This window comes from Sphingopyxis panaciterrae (assembly GCF_011762125.1).
GTDB classification, from domain to species: Bacteria; Pseudomonadota; Alphaproteobacteria; order Sphingomonadales; family Sphingomonadaceae; genus Sphingopyxis; species Sphingopyxis panaciterrae.
In genome coordinates, this window is record NZ_JAASQN010000001.1 from 408,836 (window position 1) to 424,283 (window position 15,448).

Below are 15,448 nucleotides of genomic sequence, written 5' to 3' on the forward strand. Positions count from 1 at the left end.
CGATGCATCGCCGATGCTTTGGGAAACCGCGGTGCGCGAAGCGGTCGGATGGCATCCCTCGATTACGGAATCGGTCGGGCGGCTACAGGCCCGTGCCGAAGAAATCGATGTTGCCAAAGCGGGCTATAAACCGCAGATCAGCGCCGGGATCGGGTCGAGTTACGACAATATCACGCAAAGCCGGTGGCGGCCGCGGGCGAACCTGTCGGGGTCGCAGATGCTGTTCGATTTCGGCAAGGTGTCGAGTGCGGTCGACGCCGCCAGGGCGGGAACGCGGATCGGCCGCGCCGAATTGCTCATCGCGGTGGACAGCCTGATCCGCGACACCAGCTATGCCGTGATCGAAATCCAGCGCGATACGGTCTTGCGGCAGGTCGCGCTGGACCAGCTCGCGAGCATCCAGAGCATCAACGAACTCGTCCATCATCGCTATCGCCTTGGCGCCAGCACCAAATCCGACGCGCTGCAGGCGCAGGCGCGCGTCCAGGCGGCCGAGGTCACGCTCCAGGAAATCGAAGCCGAACGGCGCCGCTGGGAAAGCAATCTGGCCTATCTGCTCGGCCGCCCGAATGCGCCCGAACTGTCGCTCGATCCGCCGCAGGGGTTGTATGGCGCCTGCGAGCGGGGGGAGCCCGACTGGACGATGGTGCCTGCCGCCATGCAGGCGGAGGCCCAGCGCGACGCGGCCATGGCCGAATATAAACGCAGCAAGGCCGACGGCATGCCGACGATTTCCTTCGGCGCCGGCGGCGGCGCGGATATCCACGATCCCTTTTCGCGCCGCGCCGAATATAATTTCGGCATCAATGTTTCCAGCGCGCTGTACAGCGGCGGCGCGCGGCGCGCCCGCAGCCGCGGCGCCGCCTACACCCTCGGTGCGGCCGACGCCGCCGAGGCGCGGGTCCGCAACGAGGTCAGCCGCCTGCTCGCCGAAGCCGAACGGCAGGTGACCAGCCTGGCCGAAGTCGTCGACACGCTGACGGCGCGGCGGTCGAGCATGGACGAGACCGGGCGTCTCTACCGCCTCCAATATCTCGACATGGGAACGCGGACCCTCGTCGATCTCCTCAATGCCGAACAGGAATTGCATCAGGTGCGCTTCGACCTCGTCAACACGCAATATGACACGCGCCGCCTGCAGGCCGATTGCCTTTTCTATTCGGGCGTCCAGCGCGAAGTTTTCGGGTTGAGCGGCTCGACCGTCAGGGGGGTGGCGCTGTGACCGACGCGATGGCCTTGCCGACCCCCGTTTTCGGCGCCGAGCTGTGGGTCGAGGCCTTTGGCATCGTCGCCAGCCACTATCGCCTGCCCGGCCGGGCGGAAGACAGCAAGCTCGCCAGCCTGTGGCGCATGGGCGACGACGATGCCGAACGGATCCGCACCGTCGCGCGCGGCGCCGGGCTGCGCGTTCGCTTCCTGACGCCTCAGGACACGAAATTCAGTGCCGAGCGGCTGCCGATGATCGTCGAACTCGCCGATGGCGGGCTGGCGGTCGTCACCGCGATCGATGCGGCGGGCGAAGCGAGCGTTGCGATCATGGGCGAGGCCGGGCTGGAAAACAGCATCGCCGCCGACCGCCTCCTTGCATCGGCGGTGCGCTGCATCGTCGCGCGGCCGGCGCGGTCGGCGAAGGACGCGCGCGTCGATGCCTATATCCGCCCGTTCGAAGACCATTGGCTGCGCCGCATCGTCTTCAGGGACGCGCGATCCTATTCGCATATTCTCATCGCCTCGCTCGCAGCCAACACCCTCGCGCTGGCGGGGGTGCTGTTTTCGATGCAGGTTTATGACCGGGTCATCCCGGCCGAATCCTTTCCGACGCTCTACATCCTGTTCGCCGGCGTCCTGCTCGCCATCGGCTTCGACTTTCTGTTCCGCCGCCTCCGGATGCGGATCATCGACATTCTCGGCAAACGCGCCGACATGCGTATGTCGGATCAGGTTTTCGGCCATGCGCTGCGGGTCCGCAATCGCGATCGCCCGACATCGACGGGCGCTTTCATCGCGCAACTGCGCGACCTTGAACAGGTCCGCGAATTGCTCACCTCGACGACCGTCGCGGCGATGGCCGACATTCCCTTCTTCCTGCTGTTCCTCACGCTGCTCTGGTTCATCGCCGGCCCGCTCGCCCTCGTTCCGCTTTCGGCGCTGGTCCTGCTGCTGGTCCCGGGTCTGCTCGCCCAGCGCCGTTTGCGTGCCTATGCCAATGAATCGATGCGCGAATCCTCGCTGCGCAACGCGATGTTGGTAGAGGCGGTGCAGGGTCTCGAAGATATCAAGGTGCTGCAGGCCGAACACCGGTTCCAGCAGCAATGGAATCACTATAATGCGGCGGCGGCGGAGGCTCAGCTCAAATTGCGCGGGCTGACGAACAGCCTGACGGTCTGGACCCACAATGTTCAGAACGGCGTCTATGCCGCGACCATCTTTGTCGGCGCGCCGCTCGTGATGGCCGGCGACATCACCACCGGCGTTCTTGTCGCGTCATCGATCCTGGGCTCGCGCATGATCGCCCCGATCGCGCAGCTCAGCCAGATATTGAACCGGCTTCAGCAGGCGCGGGTCGGGATCAAGAGCCTCGACCAGATCATGGCGCTGCCGGTCGACAATCCCGATGACGAGCACCGGATTCAGGTGCCGGCCATCGCGGGCGGCCTCACGCTCCGGTCGGCGGTGTTCCGCTACGCCGATCCCAATTCGCCGCCCGCCTTGTCGGTGAGCGACCTCCACATCGAACCGGGGGAAAAGGTCGCCGTCCTCGGGCGCAACGGGGCGGGCAAGTCGACGCTGCTGCAGGGATGCTCGGGATTGCTCCATCCGGTGTCGGGAGAGGTGTTGCTCGACGGCCTGGCGCTTCATCAGATCGATCCCGCCGACGTCCGGCGCGACGTCGGCCTGCTCAGCCAGGGAAGCCGGCTCTTCTACGGCACGATCCGGGAGAATCTGACTCTCGGCCGTCCGCAGGCCTCGCTTCAGGAAATTTTGCAGGCGATCTCCATGGTCGGCGCCGACGACTTCATCCAGCGCTCGCGCAGCGGGCTCGAACAGGTGATCCTCGAGGGCGGCATCGGGCTGTCGGGCGGCCAGGTCCAGGCGCTGCTTCTTGCGCGGCTGCTGATCCGCGAACCGCAGGTTGTCCTGCTCGACGAGCCCACCGCCGCGATGGACGAGGCGACCGAGCGGCTGTTTCTCGAACGGTTCAAGCATTGGAGCCGCGACCGGACGGTGGTGATCGCGACGCATCGCATGCGGGTGCTCGATCTCGTCGACCGGATCATCATCATCCACAACGGCGCGGTCGCGCTCGACGAACCGAAGGCGGCGGCGCTGCGCACGATGCAGGCCGGGGGGAAGGCGGTATGACGGCGCGCGAAGCCCCCGATAGCTGGCTCTTCGACGACGATCAGGACGGCCGGCTCGCGCCTGCGGGCCGTCTGGTCTGGCTGCTCGCGGCCTTTTTTGCGGTGGCGCTCGCCTGGGCGTGGTTCGCCGAACTCGACGAGGTCGCGACCGGCAGCGGGCGGGTCGTGCCGACGTCGCGCGAACAGGTGATCCAGTCGCTCGAGGGCGGGATATTGACGAAGCTGTTCGTCCGGCAGGATTCGATCGTCAAACCCGGCCAGATACTGGCGCAGCTCGATCCGACCCTCGCCGGATCGACGGTCGAGGAAAGCGCTGCGAAATATCGCGCGGCGCTGGCGGCGTCGGCGCGGCTGCGTGCCGAGGTAAACGAGACGCCGATCGTCTTTGCCGCCGAACTCGACCAATTTCCCGATCTCAAGGCCGAACAGCAGCGCCTCTATCAGGCGCGCCGCAGCAGCCTCGCCAGTTCGCTCGGGCTGATCGATGAATCGCTTGCGCTCATTCGCAAGGAAGTCGGGATCGGCGAATCGCTGATCGAGGTCGGCGCGGCCAGCCAGGCGGAGGTGCTGCGCCTGAAGCGGCAGCGCGCCGACCTCGAGCTCAGAAAGGCCGATCTGCGCTCGCAATATATCGTCGAGGCGCGGCAGGAACTCGCCAAGGCGGACGAGGAAGTCGAGGCATTGGCGCCCGTTGTACGCGGCAGATCGGACACACTTGCGCGCCTCACCCTCCGCTCGCCCGTCCGCGGCATCGTCAAGAGCATCGAGGTATCGACCGTCGGCGGCGTCGTCTCGCCGAACGGAAAACTCATGGAAATCATCCCCTTGGACGACCGGCTGATGATCGAAGCGCGCATGGCCCCGCGCGACATCGCCTTCATCCACCCGGGCCAGCGTGCGACGGTGAAAGTCACAGCCTACGACTATTCCATCTACGGCGCCCTCGACGGCACGGTCACCACCATCTCGCCCGACACGATCCGCGACGAGGTGAAGCCCGAGATATTCTATTACCGCGTCTTCGTCCGCACCAAATCCGATGCGCTGGTGAACAAGGCGGGCAAGCGTTTTCCCATCGTGCCGGGCATGGTCGCGACCGTCGATGTCCATACCGGGCACAAGACGGTGCTCGAATATCTGCTCAAGCCGCTGAACCGCGCCCGCGAGGCGCTGCGCGAGCGATGACCGTGCCGCTCGTCCTCCATTTCGCTTCATTGCGCGCGGCGATGCCGGACGTCGGCGCGATCGTCACCAAGGGCGCCAAGCGGTTCGTACTTTTCGTCTCCTACACCGATGCGACGCGGCGGGCAGAGGTGTTTACCGCTGTGGGAGCGACGGCGGCCGATGCGTGGGAGCGGGCCGGCGCCGAACTGGCGCGCCGCGCCCCCGACGCATGCTGGCTGCGCGTCGACTGGATCGACGCCGTCGAGCAAAGTTCATGGGGGGCGCTGCGGGTCAGGCTGAGGGACATCAAGCGCAACTATTTCCGCCTTGGCATTTCGCTCGACGCCGATTTCGACCACGCCTTTCTGGAAACCGAGCTCAACGCCAATGCGATGCTCTATGGAGGCCCTAAGCAGGCGTCGGCGGTTCTGAACGAGGGCAATTTCTGTATCTATGCCGCGCAGCGTCACGGCCTGCGTGGGCTGCATTTCGCGGATGAGACCGCGATCTGGCTGTTCACGACGAAAGCGGCGTTCGTCGGCGAGGATGGCGTCGTCCATGCGCTGAGAGGCGATGGGCTCGACGCCGGGCGGCGTATGATGCCGGCGCTTGACGCGGAAAAGCTGACGGAACTGATCCGGAACGGCAGCGGCTATCTGGCGTCGCAAGTCGGCGCCGACGGGCGATTCCACTATGGCTGGCACCCCTGCTTCGACCGGCCGATCCAGTCGTACAACAGCCTTCGCCATGCGAGCACGCTCTATGCGATGCTCGAAGCCTGGGAGGTTACCCGCGATGCCGGGCTGAAGGCGGCGATCGATCGCGCCCTCGATCATCTTGTCACCGGGTTGATCCGGACGGCGATGTTGCCGGGCGGCGAACCGGCGGCGTTTCTTGTCGATACGGGGTCGGAGATCAAGCTTGGCGGCAACGCCGTTTCGATTCTTGCGCTGGTCAAGCATCGCGAGTTGACGGGCGACGATCGCCACGCAACGCTGCTCGACGGACTCGCCGCCGGAATCCTCCACATGCAGGACCCGGCGACGGGCAGTTTCCGTCACGTCCTGCACTATCCTTCGCTGAAGGTGAAACAGGATTTCCGTATCATCTATTATGAGGGCGAGGCGGCCTTCGGATTGATGCGCCTGTTCGGGCTCACCGGCGATCCGCGCTGGCTGGCCGCCGTCGAAAAGGCATTCGGCCATTTCATTCGCCAGCAGCATTGGCAGGCGCATGATCATTGGCTGAGCTATTGCGTCAACGAGCTGACGCTCCATTCCCCCCACGAAGCCTATTTCCGTTTCGGTCTCGACAATTTCAAAGACTATCTGGGTTTCGTCCTCGAACGGATCACCACCTTCCCGACCCTGCTCGAACTGATGATGGCGGCGGAGAAGATGGTCGTCCGGTTGCGTGCCGATCCAGCGCTCGCCCATCTGCTCGGCGGTATCGATATCCCGCGCTTCTACAAGGCGCTGCATCATCGCGCCCATTATCTGCTCAACGGTCATTTCTGGCCCGAGCTGGCAATGTTCTTCGCCGATCCGCAGAAGATCGCGGGCAGCTTCTTCATCCGCCATCATGCGTTCCGGATCCGGATCGACGATGTCGAACATTATCTCTCCGGCCTTATTGCCTACCGCAATTACCTGCTCGCCAGCGAAGCGCGCGGTTGCACGGAGCCCGAGGAGAGGACTCCGGATACCGCGTTGCGGCACTGGACGGCGTCCGATGTCGAGCGTGCGACCGGCGGGCGCTGGTCGGCACCTCCCGGATCCGCCTGGTCGGCGAGCGGTCTTTGCATCGCGCCGATGACGATGCGGCCTGGCGACATGGTCGCGGTCCGCCTTGCCGAGGGCGAAGTGGGCGTCGGTCAGCCGTGGCTTGCGCGCCTGCCGCATCCGCCCGCCGCGGTGATCGCCAATGACAGCGAGCAAAGCGCGGCGCTGAGCGGCGACAGGGTGAAGGTCGGTAACGTCAGCGCGGCGATCCTTGCGCTCGGCGCCTATGCGCGCGAACGCATGACCGGCAAGGTTCTGGCGGTGACGGGCAGTGCCGGCAAGACGACTGCAGTGGCGATGCTGGCGCACGCACTGGAGGCTTATGGAGCGGTCGGCCAGACGCGTCACAATGCCAATCTGCCACACGGTATCGCGTGGAATCTGGCATCTATTCCGTGGGATACACCACACGTCGTGCTCGAACTCGCAATCGGGCGGATGGCGCGCAACGCTCGGCTGGCGCGTCCCGACGTCGCAATCTTCACCAATATCCTGCCCGCGCACCTCGAACATCATCATGACCTCGCGACCGTCGCGACGCGCAAGAGCGCGATATTCGAGGGGATGGAGCGGGGCAGCGTGGCGGTGCTCAATCGCGACATGGCTGAATGGGAGCGCGTGCATATGGCGGCCAGGCTTCGCGGGCTGACCATCGTCCATTATGGCGCGTCCGACGGTTGTGACCTCCGGCTCCTCGAATATGATCCGGACGGCCATCAGGTTTCGGCGCTGATCCATGGCAGGAAGGTGTGCTATTTCCTCGCCGCCGCGGGCGAGCATATGGCGCTCAACAGCCTCGCGGTCCTCGCCGCCGTGGCGGCGACCGGCGACGATATCGAGCCTGCGATCGCCACTTTCGCCAGCTTCTCTCCTGTTGCGGGGCGCGGCGAGCAACGCGAATTGTGTTTCGGCGCGCGGCGCATAACGCTCATCGACGACGCCTATAACGCCAACCCGGGTTCGATGGCCGCGGCGCTTTCCCTGCTGGGGAGCACCGGCGGTGCCCGGCGGAAAATTGCGGTGCTTGGCGAGATGCGCGAGTTGGGTCCCGACGCCGCGGCCTATCACGCTGCGCTGGCGCCGCTGATCGCGGCGCATGGCATCGACCGCGTCCACGCCGTCGGGGCGCTTTATGAAGGCTTCTGGCGGGCGATATCCGAGGACCGCCGCGGATGCCTCGCAAACTCGGTCGAGGAGTTGCAGGCCGGCCTGCTCTCCGAATTGCACGACGGCGATGTGCTCCTGCTCAAGGGATCGCACAGCACGCTGATGCATGAATTCGTCGACTGGCTGAAATCCAGGTCCAACCCGTTGGTCGGACATCGGCAAGCAGAGGATGCCCTTTAGCTGTGGGGAGCTTTTTTACCGGGCCGAACGAGGTGATCGAAATTGGCTGAGCGAGGGAAGGAGCGACAGATGCGGGATAGACCGGACGATGCCCGGAAGGTGGTTGGCATAACTCCCAATCCCGGCGTCCTGCGTGCGGTCGAGGCGCTGTCGCGCGCCGCCGCGCGCAACAGCAGTGTTGCGGAAAAACTGCTTGTCGAGGGCGCCCGGCAGTTGTTGCGGGCGCGGCTGAAAATGGCGCGGATCGCACCGCCGGGCCTGTTGCGCGATTCGGCATGGGACATGATGCTGGAATTGTTCATCAGCGGGGAGGAGGGCGGAATCCTTTATGTGAAGCAATTGATGCTTGCATCGGGCGAATCCTCGACCGCCGCGATGCGCCGTATCGATCGGCTCGAAGAGGCAGGGTTCCTCGAAAGATTTCCCGACCCGCTCGATCGCCGGCGCGTCATCGTGCGATTAAAGGAGCGCGGACGCTCGGCGATGCTGGCGATGCTGGAACATGTGTTCGAACCCGACGCGCCGGTGGCGCATCACGAAGAAAGGGCCGGGGACAGGGGGTGAGCGCGGCGCTTCGCCTCTCGCTGCCCGCTGGCGGGGCGCGCTCTGCGCGTGGCGATTTCGCGCCGGTCGCGCGCAGACGACCGCGGGGCATAAGCAAATTTACGTTAGAGAAAAGTGGGATGCTGGATCATATCCGGTGTAAGGGGGGTTTCGTAGGGGAAACTTATGGTTCGTTGTCATGGCGGGATGCGGTGATAACGGCCGATCTTTCGGGTGCGAACAATCGAAGACGGATGAGCCAGAATAATTCACCACAAGATCCCGACACAGCCACGCCTGCAGGATTGAATGCGGGCGAGATTGCCTGTCTGAAAGGGGTGTCATCGGGTCTGGGTTCGAAGGAAATCGCGCGCAAACTCGATATATCGCCGCACACCGTGGATGCGCGGTTGAAGACCGCTTGCCGAAAACTTGGCACGAAATCCCGCTTTGTAGCCGCGAAAATCCTCGAGGAAGCGCGCGAGCCGTCGCCGTTCATCGCGGCGGCGGCGGGTGATACCAATTTGGTATATGAAATCTTGGACCTTCCAAGCGGGGCCGACGATGGCGACAAGGGGCCATCGGCGAGGGAAGGCGACGGCCTCGACGATCTCGAACGCAAGGGCCTGCGACAACCGGAATCGACACGTGATTCCGGGACAGGGAAGTCTTGGCTCGAGCCTTCGCGTCCGATCGCCAACTTCTTTGGGGGCGAAAACAGGCTTTCGATCTGGCAGCGTATCATCGTCATCGTGATGATCGCTCTGGCTGCCGGACTTACCTTCGGCGTCCTTCTGAACGGGTTCGCCGGCGTATCGAAGCTTTTATCGTCCCCATGAGGGGCCTGCCGTCAAAGGGGGCCGGGGAGTGGAATATGCCCAAGGAACGTCTCGTAATTGCCAAAAAGGTTGCGACCCAAGTGCATGCAACGGAAGCCGCGATCGACGCAGCGATCGCAAAACTCGGGGAACTTGTGACCCTGCTTCCGGAAGCGCAGGCGGCGGCGAAACTGTCGCCGGTCGCGAGCGATGCATCGTTCGGATATCTTCATCTGGCGATTGCCGGCCTGTTCGATGGCCGGACCAATATGGTCGCGCTCCACAACGAACTTTCGAGCGTCAAGGACAAGATGGGGCTTCGCAATGTCGTCGTCGGCAATGGCGATCTTGGCAAATTGCTGCCGAACAGAGGACAGGTCGCAGAAGCGGATGCGGCGCCGCTGATCGACCAAGCCCGGGCAGCCTGATGGCTTTGTGGGACGGCGTGAACGCGTGAGCGGCCGACACCTGTGATCTGGGGACTCGTCTACCTCTTCTCGCTCCTCGCTGTGCTCGCCTATGTACTGCGCACCGGGGAGCGGGAAACGAGTTTTGCCATATTGACGGTGGTAACCGCTTCGCTGCTGACATTGGTCGGCCTGATCATCTCCGACTCGCGCTTCGATATCTTCAGCCTGCTGGTTACCGTGCTCGATTTCGGGATGCTGGTCGTCTTTTTGGGCCATGCGCTTGTCAGCCGGCGCTATTGGACGCTTTGTTTGCCCGCCTTCCAGCTTCTGACCTGCATGACGCATGTCATGAAATATGTTCTGCCGGACTTGTGGCCGCGCCTCTATTCGGCGGGGCAGGGCTTTTGGGCTTATCCGCAGATTCTGGTCATATTGCTGGCCACGATGTGGGTCAGGGCGGCCGCCAAGGCTCAGCGCGAAGCGGATAAGTCGGCGGATAGACCCGAGCCCTAGATCGGCGTCACGCCCTGGAACCGACAAGCGGCGTCTTCTTTGGGCTTCATGGTCAAGGCAGACTGTTCCTCCCGGGAACCTCCGCTCAATTGTGAAACGGAATTTTATGACCGACTGGATTGGCTTTGCCGAACAGCCATCAAATCGCAAGCGGACCTCGGTGTCCGCGGGAAGGCGGCTCGATCCCCAGGAGCGCGCACGGCTTGTGCGCGACTGGATTTGGAAGCGGCGTCATCGCGAACATTTCTTCCCCGCGGACCTGTTTGCCGATCCGGCGTGGGACATGCTGCTCGATCTCTATGCCGCCCATTATGAGGGGCAGGCTGTTACGATCTCCAGCCTCTGCATTGCCGGATCGGTGCCGGCGACGACGGCTCTGCGCTGGATCAAACTGATGATCGAACAGGGCTGGTTCGTACGGACGACCGATCGTGACGATGGCAGGAGATCGTTCATTCACCTGAGCGAACACGCCGTTTCGCAGCTCGATACCTATTTCGATACGTCGTTGAACTAGCGTCCCGCAGCGGCAGATGTTAACACTGTAAATTTTACTTGACGGCTGCCGCAGATGATGTTTACATCGACAACATTGGATCGTTCCTCGCTCGCTACGGCTCCCCAAACCGCGGGCAACACAGGAAAGGATGCGGATATGAGGTCGCTGTTATACGCCGTCGGGCCGCTGCTGTTCGACTCGCTGGGCGTGATCGTCTTTGCCATATTGCTCGGCTTGGGGACCGACCTCGTCGTTGCGACGATCGCGGGTACCGCTGCGGCGGTCGCCGTGGTCGGCACGGAAATGGCGCGTGGGAAACGCGTGGCGGCGCTGCAATGGATCAGCCTCGCGATGGTGCTCTTTTCCGCCGCCGCGACGATGCTGACGGGCGATCCGCGCTTCGTCATGGTCAAGCCGAGCGTCGTTTACCTGATCGTCGGCGCGGCGATGCTGCGCCGCGGCTGGCTGAACCGTTATATCCCGCCCGAGCAACTAGCGCTGGTCGGCGATGTAATGGACCGGTTCGGATATATTTGGGCGGGCATGATGTTCGCGACCGCGATCGCGAACCTTGTCATCGCCGTCGCTTTCACCGCGTGGTGGCCGCTGTTCGCAGGGGTGTTTCCGCTGGCGTCGAAGCTTGGCCTTTTCGCCATTCACTTCGCGGCCGTGCAGCTGGTCGGCAACAAACGCGCGCGGAAACAAGGGGAAGGAACGACCGAGCGCCCTTTGGCACCGATCCTCGCCGCTGAGTAGGAAATCCTACTCGGCGTCGAGGCCATAAGCGGTGTGGAGGACGCGCACGCCGAGTTCGGTCTCATCCTCGTCGATCAGCACGCTGACCTTGATCTCGCTGGTCGAAATCGCCTGGATGTTGATGCCGCGGTCGGCCAGCGCGCGGAACATCGTGCTGGCGACCCCGGCGTGGCTCTTCATACCGACACCGACGACGCTGATCTTCGCGATCTTGTCGTCGCTGATGATGCGGTTGAAACCGATCTTGTCCTTTGCAGCTTCGAGCAGGTCGATCGAACGGAGCAGGTCGACGGCCGGGACGGTGAAGGTGACGTCGGTCTCGCCCTTTTCGCGGCCGACATTCTGGATGATCATGTCGACGTTGATCCCGGCCGCGGCGAGCGGGCCGAAGATGTTGGCGACCGCGCCGGGCTTGTCGGGCACGCGCGTGACGATGATCTTCGCCTCATTCTTGTCATGGGCGATCCCGGTGATCAGCTGCCGTTCCATCTGATGTTCCTCTATTTCCTCGTCGCTGACGATCATCGTGCCTTGCTTGGGGGCCTCGTCGCCTTCGACGAAGCTGGAGAGGACCTGCACGCGCACGCCCTCCTTCATCGCGAGCCCGACCGACCGGGTCTGCAGCACCTTGGCCCCGACGCTCGCGAGTTCGAGCATTTCTTCATAAGTGACAAAATCGAGCTTGCGCGCGCGGGCGACGATGCGCGGGTCGGTGGTGTAAACGCCGTCAACATCGGTGTAGATGTCGCAGCGGTCAGCCTTCACCGCCGCCGCGACCGCGACCGCGCTGGTATCCGATCCGCCGCGGCCCAGTGTCGAGATGCGGCCATCGTCCATCATGCCCTGAAAGCCTGGGATCACCGCGACTTCGCCCTTGGCCATCGCCGCGCCGAGCGCGCCGGTGTCGATATCGGCTATGCGCGCCCGCGCATGCGCTTCTTCGGTGCGGATCGGCAGCTGCCAGCCGAGCCAGCTTCGCGCCGGGGTGCCCATCGCCTGCAACGTCAGTGCCAGCAGCCCCGAGGTGACCTGTTCGCCCGCGGCGACGACGACGTCATATTCGGCGGGGTCGTAGCGCGGGTTCGCCTCGCGGCAGAAATTGACCAGCCGGTCGGTTTCGCCCGCCATCGCCGAGACGACGACCGCAACCTCATTGCCATTGGCGACTTCGCGCGTGACGAGTTTCGCCACGGTGCGAATCCGCTCGGTACCCGCCATCGACGTGCCCCCGAATTTCATCACGATCCGCGCCATGTCGCCCCGCTTTCCCGTCCTGGTTTCTGCCGCGCCTTTTTCAAGCATTTCTGCGGCGCTCGCGCTGTTAGGCAAGGGGGAGGGCGATGGCAAGGCGGCGATCATCGCGCGGCGATATATTTTCTTGCCGGAGGGAAACCGAAACACGGTTTTCTGTCGATGATCGGGCAGGCGAGGGTAATTTTCTTGCGCTGGACTGGCCGCAGTGCCAAATCGCGGGGATGAACGCCGCGACGATCAACCCGCACGAAGCCGCCCATTTCGGTGCGCTGGCCGCCGACTGGTGGGATCCGCACGGGTCGTCGGCGATGCTTCACAAGCTGAACCCGGTACGCCTCTCTTACATCCGCGCGCGGATCGACGCGCATTGGCATGGCGATACGCGTGCGCGTCATCCGCTCGCGGGCCGCACCGCGCTCGACGTCGGGTGCGGGGCCGGGCTGCTCGCCGAACCGCTGGCGCGTCTGGGAGCCCAGGTGACCGGTGTCGACGCGGCGCCCGAAAATATCGCTGCCGCCCGCGACCATGCGGCGGGGCAGGGGCTGGCGATTGCCTATCATGCCGGCGAGCTTGCCGCGCTGCCGGCGGCGACCTTCGATCTCGTCACCTCGATGGAGGTGGTCGAGCATGTCACCGACCCGGCCGCGTTCATCGGCGAGCTTGCGGCGCGGCTGGCGCCGGGCGGGCTGATGATCTTGTCGACTCCCAATCGCACGATGCTGTCGAAGCTGCTTCTCGTCGAAGCGGCCGAGCGGATCGGCGCGGTGCCGCGCGGGACGCACGACTGGGATCAGTTCCTGCGGCCCGAGGAACTCACGAAATTGCTCGCAGATGCGGGGCTGGAGGTCACCGACCGCACCGGCCTGTCGCCGTCGCCCGCCAAGGGGTTCAAGCTCGGCGGCAGCGAGGTGCTGAACTATCTGGTCGCGGCGCGGTGGCCGGCGTAAGCCGCGATCCGCGCGTCGACGCCTATATTGCGGCGCGGCAGGCCTTTGCCCGGCCGATCCTGAACCATCTGCGCGAACTGGTGCACCGGCATGCACCGGGAGCGGAAGAAACGCTGAAATGGGGCGTGCCGCATTTCGGGCTGAATGGCCAGAATCTCGCGGGCATGGCGGCGTTCAAGGAGCATGCGACCTTCGGCTTCTGGCGCGATGAAGAGGTCACGGGCTCGCCGCGCGACACCGGTGCGATGGGGAGCATGGGGCGGCTTGCGACGCTGGCCGACCTGCCCGGCGACGAGCAGATGGCCGCCTGGATCGCCAAGGCAGCGGGCTTTGCGGCGAGGGCAAGCCCAAGCGCCCGGCGCCGACGCCCAAGGCGGCGCCCGACCTGCCCGCCGATTTGGGCATCGCGTTGAAAGCAAACGCTGCGGCGCAGGACCATTGGGATGCTTTCTCGCCCGGCAAGCGGCGCGACTATATCGAATGGGTGCTGGAGGCGAAGCGCGAGGAAACGCGCGTCAAGCGGATCGCGACGATCGTCGCGCAAGTCGCCGAGGGTAAGGATCGCAATTGGAAATATAAGGGCTGTTAGGCCAGCCGCTGCCGTCGCTTAGACGTCGGGCTCGTCAGTGGATGCCGAGAACAGCCCGGAAAATGCGAGGATCAAGGCCGTGGCGACGCCCATGATGATCGCGATCCATGCACCGATCATGACATATCTCCCATTTCCGCGTCAGAAATCGACATCCTCATAATATTTCGGCGGCGTCACGATCTCCATCCGTTCTGCCAGAAGGGGGCGAAAGGAGGGGCGCGATTTCAGGCCCGAATACCAGCCCTTCGTCTGCTCATGTCCGGTCCAGTCGATGCCGCCCAGATAGTCGGCGACCGAGATATGCGCGGCCGCCGTCAGGTCGGCGAGCGTCATCGTCGCCCCGGCCAGCCAAGTGCGATGGTCGATCAGATAATCGACATAGTCGAGGTGATTGTTCGCTGCCTTCATCGCCTCGCGCAGCGCGCCGCCATCGGGCGGCTGGCGATGGACGATGCGTTTCTGCATCCGCTCGAAAAGCAAAGGTCCGGTCACTTCATAATAGAAATCCTGGTCGAACCAGGCGACCAAGCGGCGGATTTCGGCGCGCTGCGCGGCGGTGCCGTTGATCATCGCCTTGCCTTCGACGGTTTCCTCGAAATATTCGGCGATCGCATTGCTGTCGATCAGCACCTGGCCGCGGCCTTCGTCGACCATCACAGGGGTGCGGCCGGCGGGGTTCAGATCGATGAATTCGTCGCGGCGCTCCCACGGCGATTCGCGCACGAGGTCATAACCGACGCCCTTCTCGCCCAGCAGCAGGCGAACCTTGCGCGAAAAGGGACAGAGCGGGAATTGGTAAAGTTGCCACATGTAGCTGGCATAGCGGCAGCAACCCCGCGGGCGCAACGGCTATGGTGCGGCGCTGCGCCGGGATTGTGGATCAGCGGCGGGCCGCGTCGCGTTCGCGTTCCCACTGCGCGGCCATGTCGCGCGCCATGTCCTTGAGCACGGGGGCGTAAGCCGCGAGCGCCGAGGCGGCATGACCCGCCATCCGCGTGCTCGCGCGCACATCGTCGCCAAGCCGTGCGGCATAATAGGGATCGTCGTGCCCCGCGACTTCGCCGAGCGTCGCATCGCGGGGAATATAAGCGGCGTCGGATTCGGGATCGACGCGCGCTACCGCTTCGGCGAGCGGGCCGACGTTGAGTTGCATCAGGGCGCCGACGAGCGCGGTGACGGTGTCGGCCATGCGATCCTGCGCCGCCGGATCGTTCAGCGTCGCGACGGCGCTTTGCATCTGGCCATCGGCGGCGGCAGCCGGGAACGGCGCAGCGAGCGCGAGCAGGGGAAGGGCGGCAAGGGTCAGGCGGGTCATTGGGTCATCCTTTCGAAGGACGCATATTCCATCAAAGCCGCATTGCTACCGGATCGACGCTTTCGCTGGGCTGAACGGTGGGCAGCGATGCGATGAAGTGCCGCGAGCGCGCGATAGAATATTCTCGTCATCCCGGCCGTCGCCGGG

The 15,448-nt window shown here is 64.3% G+C and carries 16 protein-coding genes; 13 read left to right on the forward strand and 3 right to left on the reverse strand.

The features are described 5' to 3' along the window. Positions 1 to 13 precede the first annotated feature (13 nt). The 10 genes from FHR22_RS01815 to FHR22_RS01860 all read left to right on the forward strand — a co-directional run bounded on the left by FHR22_RS01815 (position 14) and on the right by FHR22_RS01860 (position 11,193). Complete coding sequence (locus FHR22_RS01815) at positions 14 to 1,222, forward strand: TolC family protein (protein WP_243853415.1); 1,209 nt, start codon at positions 14 to 16, stop codon at positions 1,220 to 1,222. Further along, entirely contained in the window at positions 1,219 to 3,363 is a 2,145-nt protein-coding gene (locus FHR22_RS01820) for a type I secretion system permease/ATPase (RefSeq protein ID WP_341786531.1), read from the forward strand. The genes FHR22_RS01815 and FHR22_RS01820 overlap by 4 nt, the downstream gene beginning before the upstream one ends. Next, positions 3,360 to 4,547, forward strand: a complete 1,188-nt coding sequence (locus FHR22_RS01825) for an HlyD family type I secretion periplasmic adaptor subunit (RefSeq protein ID WP_166938311.1) — start codon at positions 3,360 to 3,362, stop codon at positions 4,545 to 4,547. Before FHR22_RS01820 ends, FHR22_RS01825 begins: the two co-directional genes overlap by 4 nt. Next, a complete protein-coding gene (locus FHR22_RS01830) occupies positions 4,544 to 7,654 on the forward strand; it encodes a UDP-N-acetylmuramoyl-tripeptide--D-alanyl-D-alanine ligase (protein ID WP_208417444.1) in 3,111 nt (1,036 codons plus the stop codon). Before FHR22_RS01825 ends, FHR22_RS01830 begins: the two co-directional genes overlap by 4 nt. 69 nt (positions 7,655 to 7,723) lie before the next feature. After that, positions 7,724 to 8,218, forward strand: a complete 495-nt coding sequence (locus tag FHR22_RS01835) for a MarR family transcriptional regulator (protein WP_166938313.1) — start codon at positions 7,724 to 7,726, stop codon at positions 8,216 to 8,218. A gap of 233 nt (positions 8,219 to 8,451) precedes the next feature. After that, the gene (locus FHR22_RS01840) at positions 8,452 to 9,036 is read left to right on the forward strand and encodes a helix-turn-helix domain-containing protein (RefSeq protein WP_166938316.1); all 585 of its coding nucleotides are present in this window, start codon (positions 8,452 to 8,454) and stop codon (positions 9,034 to 9,036) included. A gap of 35 nt (positions 9,037 to 9,071) precedes the next feature. Next, positions 9,072 to 9,443, forward strand: a complete 372-nt coding sequence (locus tag FHR22_RS01845) for a hypothetical protein (RefSeq protein WP_166938318.1) — start codon at positions 9,072 to 9,074, stop codon at positions 9,441 to 9,443. Between the two features lie 42 nt (positions 9,444 to 9,485). After that, the gene (locus FHR22_RS01850; RefSeq protein ID WP_166938320.1) at positions 9,486 to 9,938 is read left to right on the forward strand and encodes a hypothetical protein; all 453 of its coding nucleotides are present in this window, start codon (positions 9,486 to 9,488) and stop codon (positions 9,936 to 9,938) included. Positions 9,939 to 10,044: 106 nt separating this feature from the next. Then, positions 10,045 to 10,455, forward strand: coding sequence for a winged helix DNA-binding protein (locus FHR22_RS01855; protein ID WP_166938322.1), 411 nt, complete (start codon positions 10,045 to 10,047; stop codon positions 10,453 to 10,455). Between the two features lie 138 nt (positions 10,456 to 10,593). Further along, complete coding sequence (locus FHR22_RS01860) at positions 10,594 to 11,193, forward strand: septation protein IspZ (protein WP_166938324.1); 600 nt, start codon at positions 10,594 to 10,596, stop codon at positions 11,191 to 11,193. A 6-nt stretch (positions 11,194 to 11,199) separates the two neighbouring features. Here the strand turns inward: FHR22_RS01860 and FHR22_RS01865 are convergent, their stop codons facing one another. After that, positions 11,200 to 12,447, reverse strand: a complete 1,248-nt coding sequence (locus FHR22_RS01865; protein ID WP_166938326.1) for an aspartate kinase — start codon at positions 12,445 to 12,447, stop codon at positions 11,200 to 11,202. A gap of 221 nt (positions 12,448 to 12,668) precedes the next feature. On the opposite strand from FHR22_RS01865, the gene ubiG reads away from it, so the two are divergent. From ubiG to FHR22_RS22225, 3 genes are read left to right on the forward strand one after another with little or no spacing between them, the layout of a single operon-like run. Beyond that, on the forward strand, positions 12,669 to 13,394 hold the full coding sequence (gene ubiG, locus FHR22_RS01870) for a bifunctional 2-polyprenyl-6-hydroxyphenol methylase/3-demethylubiquinol 3-O-methyltransferase UbiG (protein ID WP_208417445.1): 726 nt from the start codon (positions 12,669 to 12,671) through the stop codon (positions 13,392 to 13,394). Next, entirely contained in the window at positions 13,382 to 13,807 is a 426-nt protein-coding gene (locus FHR22_RS22220; protein WP_341786532.1) for a DUF1801 domain-containing protein, read from the forward strand. Before ubiG ends, FHR22_RS22220 begins: the two co-directional genes overlap by 13 nt. Next, entirely contained in the window at positions 13,804 to 13,983 is a 180-nt protein-coding gene (locus tag FHR22_RS22225) for a YdeI/OmpD-associated family protein (RefSeq protein ID WP_243853417.1), read from the forward strand. The genes FHR22_RS22220 and FHR22_RS22225 overlap by 4 nt, the downstream gene beginning before the upstream one ends. A gap of 141 nt (positions 13,984 to 14,124) precedes the next feature. On the opposite strand, the gene FHR22_RS01880 is transcribed toward FHR22_RS22225, so the two are convergent. Together FHR22_RS01880 and FHR22_RS01885 are read right to left on the reverse strand one after the other, a co-directional pair. After that, entirely contained in the window at positions 14,125 to 14,796 is a 672-nt protein-coding gene (locus FHR22_RS01880) for a glutathione S-transferase family protein (RefSeq protein ID WP_166938328.1), read from the reverse strand. Between the two features lie 70 nt (positions 14,797 to 14,866). Then, positions 14,867 to 15,301 (reverse strand): hypothetical protein, encoded by a 435-nt coding sequence (locus FHR22_RS01885; protein ID WP_166938330.1) that lies wholly within the window; start codon positions 15,299 to 15,301, stop codon positions 14,867 to 14,869. Positions 15,302 to 15,448: the final 147 nt, after the last annotated feature.